A 5,690-nucleotide genomic window follows, 5' to 3' on the forward strand; every position below is an offset into this window, starting at 1 on the left:
ACCGTCGAATGATCAACGTCAAACCGAGCCGCTACTGCGCGTGCCCCTTCCGTGCCGCTCTCATAAGCGGCGATGACGGACTGCTTGAACGCTAAGCTGTACTTGGACATGCAAAACCCCCGAAGGTCGGTGTCCAACTTTCGGGGGTCAGTTCAATCGCTCCGGCGGGTCTTTTGTTTTCCGCTGTTGCCGCGTTTAGCTGCGGAAGAGCGACAGGATGTTCTGAGATGCCGAGTTCGCAATCGACAGAGATTGGATTGCAAGCTGCTGCTGCGTCTGAAGAGCGGTCAGCTTGGACGATTCTTCTTCCATGTCGGCGTCGACGAGGCGGCCGATGCCGGAGTCGATCGAGTCGCTCAAAGTCGAGACGAAATCCTCCTGCAGTTGGATGCGAGTGGAGATCGAACCGAGCTGTGCACCGGCGCTGGTCATCGCCTTCAGAGCGGATTCGACAGCCGTCAGCGCCAGACCGACGTCCTCTGTGGTGAAATTGGTGATGTCCATCTTATAGACGGAGCCGATCGTACCGTTCGAGGTGCCGATAATACCCGTGGACGTTTCGATCAGGCCTCCGCTCATGCCGAACAGGACGTTGCCGACCGAGGTGTCATCGAGGATATATTCGGTCTGCTTGACGGATACAGCGTTCGAACCATCGCGAACGAAGGTCGAAACGACGCTCTTCGTACCCTCGCCGGCGACCCAGTTTTCACCGGAGAAGGAAGCAGACTGAGCGATGCTCAGCAGCTGAGCCTGAAGCTGGGAAATCTCCTCCTGAACCTTGGCCTTGTCGACGCCCTTTTCGGTTGCGGCAACCAGCTTGGCCTTGATTTCGGAAACAATATCGATGGCGCTGTCCATCGCGGCATAGGCAGTGTCGACCTTGGCGGCACCGAGGCCGAGAGCGTCGGAAACGGCCGAAAGCGCCTTGTTGTCGGAACGCATGGTCGTTGCGATCGACCAGTAAGCGGCATTGTCAGCCGCCTTGCCGACGCGCAGGCCGGACGAAACGTGGTCCTGGGTTTCCTTGAGGCTTTGGTTTACACCGCGAAGGGTCTGCAGTGCCGCCATTGCGGCAGTGTTCGTTAGAATGCTTGACATCGCTTTTTGTCCAATTCGCTTGGGTGAAAGGGCATTCCGGCCGAAGCCGAGAGCGGCGGTGCTTCATGCTCACCTGCAACAGGTGTCCGTGCGCCGAACCTAGCGAAAACATGGTTAACAACTCGTCAACGCTGGTTACTTCTCGTCAACGAACCTTACCGAATAGGTAATCTCCTACATTGGAAGCGAGCCAAAACCCTTGCTGCGCAAGGCATCCGCGATTTCATGCAGAATAGCCGGATCGTCGATGGTCGCCGGCATTTTCCATGGTTCGCTGTCGGCGATCTTCTGCATCGTGCCACGCAGGATCTTGCCCGAACGGGTCTTCGGCAGACGTTCGACGACAATCGCCGTCTTGAATGCGGCCACCGGACCGATCTGGTCGCGAATCAGTTTAACGACCTCTGCTTCGATCGTCGCCTTCGCCCTGGTGACGTTCTTCTTGAGCACAAGGAAGCCGCAAGGCACCTGCCCCTTGAGCGGATCTGCAATACCGACGACGGCGCACTCCGCAACATCCGGATGCTTTGCGCAGACCTCTTCCATTGCTCCTGTCGAGAGCCTGTGGCCAGCACAATTGATGATGTCGTCCGTGCGCGACATGATGAACAGATAGCCGTCGTCATCCAAATAACCGGCGTCCGCTGTCTTGTAGTATCCCGGGAATTCCTCGAGATATGCCGAGCGAAAACGCTCATCCGCCTTCCAGAGTGTCGGCAGACAACCCGGCGGCAAGGGCAGCTTGGCGACGATGTTGCCGAGCGTGCCGGGTGGCACCTGATGTCCTGCGTCGTCGAGAACCTGGATCTCATAACCAGGCACCGGCACGGATGCTGATCCGTGCTTTACTGGAAGCCCGCCGAGACCGAGTGGATTTGCAGCGACCGGCCAGCCGGTTTCCGTTTGCCACCAATGATCGACGACGGGAACCTTAAGCATCTTTTCCGCCCATTTGAGAGTTTCGGGATCGGCTCGCTCACCCGCAAGAAAAAGAGCCCGGAAATGCGGGTTCGAATAGCGGCGCACGAACTCGCCATCGGCATCTTCCCGGCGAATTGCGCGGAATGCTGTCGGAGCGGTAAAGAGAACACGCACATCGTATTCGCAAATCACGCGCCAGAACGCGCCGGCGTCGGGTGTGCCGACGGGTTTGCCCTCAAAGATTACAGTCGCCACACCCGCAAGCAACGGCGCATAGACGATATAGGAATGACCGACCACCCAGCCGATATCGGAGGCTGCCCAGAAAACTTCGCCGGGTTTCATTGCATAGATGTTCGCCATCGACCAGTGCAGCGCGACCATGTGCCCGCCATTGTCACGGACGACGCCTTTCGGCTGACCGGTGGTGCCGGATGTGTAAAGGATATAGAGCGGATCGATCGCTTTGACGGCTACGCAAGGAATGCTCCTGCCATGGTGAAGCGCTACGGTCTCTTGGAAAGCATGATCACGCCCAGGCACAAGTTCGGCCGTCAGTTGCGGCCTTTGCAGAACGAGGCAATGTGCGGGCTTTGATTTCGCCGCATCGATGGCCTGATCGACAAGCGGCTTGTAAGCCACGACACGGCCGGGCTCCAATCCGCAGCTGGCAGTGACCACGAGCTTTGCGCCTGAATCATCGATGCGGGCCGCAAGTTCGTTGGCAGCGAACCCCCCAAAAACCACTGAGTGGATGGCGCCGATGCGAGCGCAGGCAAGCATGGAGAAAATGGCTTCAGGCACCATAGGCATGTAGATGATGACACGATCGCCTTTGCCGATGCCGAACGCTTGAAAGGTCGCCGCGATTGCCTGCACTTCGCCAAGCGCTTCCTCGTAACTAAAACGTGCCTTGGCGCCACTCATGGCACTGTCGAAGATGATGGCTGTTTCGGTGCCGCGGCCTGCCAACACATGACGGTCCAGGCAATTGTAACAGGTGTTGGTCTCACCGTCTGCGAACCAGCGGCCGTAAACGCCCTTTGACGGCGAGAAGACCTGCTGCGGCTCCTTGAACCAGGTGATCGCTCTTGAAGCATCGCGCCAGAATGCGTCCGGATCGCTCTTCCAGCTCGCATAGACCTGTCGATAGCTGCTTTGCATTTGCTCCTCCCCAGGACATACGCGCCGTCTGGCGAGTTTAGGCGAGGGGAGGCTGGACCGGAAGCCCGACAAAAGCAGAAGACTAACGCGCGCCGAAAATAGCGGATCCGACGCGCACGCTCGTCGCACCGAAGGCCACGGCGGTTTCGTAGTCCCCCGACATGCCCATTGAGAGTTTTTCGACACCGCATTTTCCTGCGATCTTAGCCAGCAGGGCAAAATGCGGACCGGGATTTTCCTCGGCTGGGGGAATGCACATCAGGCCCTCGATCGAAAGGCCGAGCTCATTCCGGCAAAAATCGACGAATGCGGGTGTATCGGCGGGCGCAATACCGGCCTTTTGCGGTTCTAAACCGCTATTCACCTGGACATAGAGCCGAACGGTCTTACCTTGCCTTTTCATTTCCCCGGCGATCGCGCGGGCAATCTTTTCCCGGTCGACGGTTTCTATGACATCAAAGAGCGCAACGGCATCCGCTGCCTTATTCGATTGCAGCGGTCCGATAAGGTGCAGCTCGATGCCGGGCGTCTCGGTCTTGAGTTCCGGCCATTTGCCTTGACTTTCCTGAACGCGGTTCTCGCCGAAAAAGCGCTGACCAGCCGCAATCGCGGGGCGGATGGCCTCCGCATCGAAGGTCTTCGACACGGCAACGAGTTGAACCGATCCGGCAGGACGCTGAGACTGACGCTCTGCTGCCGAAATGCGCGTGCGAACATCGTTCAACCGCTCTTGAAGTTCCATTATCTTATCCCGACATGTCCGCAAAAGGAGGATGGCATGCACTAACCGCGCCTGACATTCTTGCCAAGGCCCTGTCTACCAAAAAGCAGTTCACCGCGAGGGAGGGGCGCTTGCAGTACCTGCAAAACTTGACGCTACAGCGGTTTCATGGTGAAGGTCACCACCAACCTCCCCTGATTTTCCGGAAATTCGAATACCATGGCTACCGAACGTTATAATCCGCGCGATGCCGAGCCCCGCTGGCAGCAAAAATGGAACGAGGCGAAGGTCTTTGAGACCGACAACGCCGATCCGCGCGAAAAATACTATGTACTTGAAATGTTTCCCTATCCGTCGGGCCGAATTCACATGGGCCATGTGCGCAACTACGCGATGGGTGACGTCGTGGCCCGTTACAAGCGGGCCCGCGGTTTCAATGTCCTGCACCCGATGGGCTGGGATGCCTTCGGGATGCCGGCGGAAAACGCCGCCATGGAGCGCGGCGTCCATCCGGCGTCGTGGACCTACCAGAATATCGACTCGATGAAATCGCAGTTGAAGGCCATGGGGCTTTCGCTCGATTGGAGCCGGGAGTTTGCCACCTGCGACGTGGAATACTACCAGCATCAGCAGCATCTTTTCCTGGACTTCCTGGAGAAAGGCCTGGTCTACCGGAAGCAGTCGAAAGTCAATTGGGACCCGGTCGACAATACCGTTCTTGCCAATGAACAGGTTATCGACGGCCGCGGCTGGCGTTCGGGTGCTCTGGTCGAGCAGCGGGAACTCACACAGTGGTTCTTCAAGATAACTGACTTCAGCCAGGATCTGCTTGACGCTCTGGATACACTCGACCAGTGGCCGGAGAAAGTTCGTCTGATGCAGAAGAACTGGATCGGCCGCTCCGAGGGTCTGATGATCCGCTGGGAAATCGTGCCGCAGACGGCGCCTGCCGGCGAAACCGAGGTGACGGTTTATACCACACGTCCCGACACGCTGTTTGGCGCCTCCTTCCTTGCGATCGCAGCCGATCACCCCCTGGCAAAGGATGCTGCCGCGTCAAATCCAGCTATCGAAGCCTTCTGCGAAGAGTGCCGCCGGGCCGGCACCTCGCTGGCAGCCCTTGAGACGGCCGAGAAGAAGGGCATGGATACCGGTATCCGGGTCAAGCATCCGCTTGATTCATCGTGGGAACTTCCGGTCTATATCGCCAATTTCGTACTGATGGACTATGGCACGGGCGCTATTTTCGGTTGCCCGTCCGGCGACCAGCGAGACCTCGATTTCGCGCGCAAATATGGTTTGCCAGTTGTTCCGGTGGTCATGCCGAAGGACGGCGATGCCACAGCCTTCACGATCGGTGACACCGCCTACGACGGCGACGGCGTGATGATCAACTCCCGCTTCCTTGACGGCAAACCGACGGACGAAGCCTTCAGCATCGTTGCCGACCACCTGGCGGCAACGATGCTCGGCAATGTGCCGCAGGGCGAACGCAAGGTGAATTTCCGCCTGCGCGACTGGGGCATTTCGCGCCAGCGCTATTGGGGCTGCCCGATCCCGGTTGTCCATTGCGATGCCTGCGGTGTCGTGCCGGTGCCGAAGACGGACCTGCCCGTCAAGCTGCCCGCGGACGTAACCTTCGATCAGCCGGGCAATCCGCTCGACCGCCACCCGACCTGGCGGCATGTCGCCTGCCCAACCTGCGGCAACAACGCCCGGCGCGAAACGGACACGATGGACACCTTCGTCGATTCGAGTTGGTACTTCACGCGCTTTACGGCAC

The 5,690-nt window shown here is 58.6% G+C and carries 5 protein-coding genes; 1 reads left to right on the top strand and 4 read right to left on the bottom strand.

Annotated elements, in window-relative coordinates:
* From C9413_RS33845 to C9413_RS26665, 4 genes are all read right to left on the bottom strand, one after another.
* Positions 1–110: transposase (locus tag C9413_RS33845; RefSeq protein ID WP_246703857.1), on the bottom strand; the 110-nt coding region annotated here is incomplete at its 3' end.
* An 85-nt stretch (positions 111–195) separates the two neighbouring features.
* Positions 196–1,101, bottom strand: a complete 906-nt coding sequence (locus C9413_RS26655; RefSeq protein ID WP_039846538.1) for a flagellin — start codon at positions 1,099–1,101, stop codon at positions 196–198.
* A gap of 174 nt (positions 1,102–1,275) precedes the next feature.
* Positions 1,276–3,186 carry a propionyl-CoA synthetase gene (locus C9413_RS26660; protein ID WP_039846539.1) on the bottom strand — a complete coding sequence of 637 codons (1,911 nt, stop codon included), beginning with the start codon at positions 3,184–3,186 and terminating at the stop codon, positions 1,276–1,278.
* Between the two features lie 82 nt (positions 3,187–3,268).
* Positions 3,269–3,928: a YggS family pyridoxal phosphate-dependent enzyme gene (locus C9413_RS26665; RefSeq protein WP_039846540.1), complete on the bottom strand. Its 660-nt coding sequence runs from the start codon at positions 3,926–3,928 to the stop codon at positions 3,269–3,271.
* Positions 3,929–4,126: 198 nt separating this feature from the next.
* Here C9413_RS26665 and leuS point away from each other — a divergent pair.
* Positions 4,127–5,690: leucine--tRNA ligase (leuS, locus tag C9413_RS26670; RefSeq protein WP_170251132.1), on the top strand; the 1,564-nt coding region annotated here is incomplete at its 3' end.

Source organism: Rhizobium sp. SEMIA 4085 (genome assembly GCF_013004495.1).
GTDB lineage: Bacteria > Pseudomonadota > Alphaproteobacteria > Rhizobiales > Rhizobiaceae > Rhizobium > Rhizobium gallicum.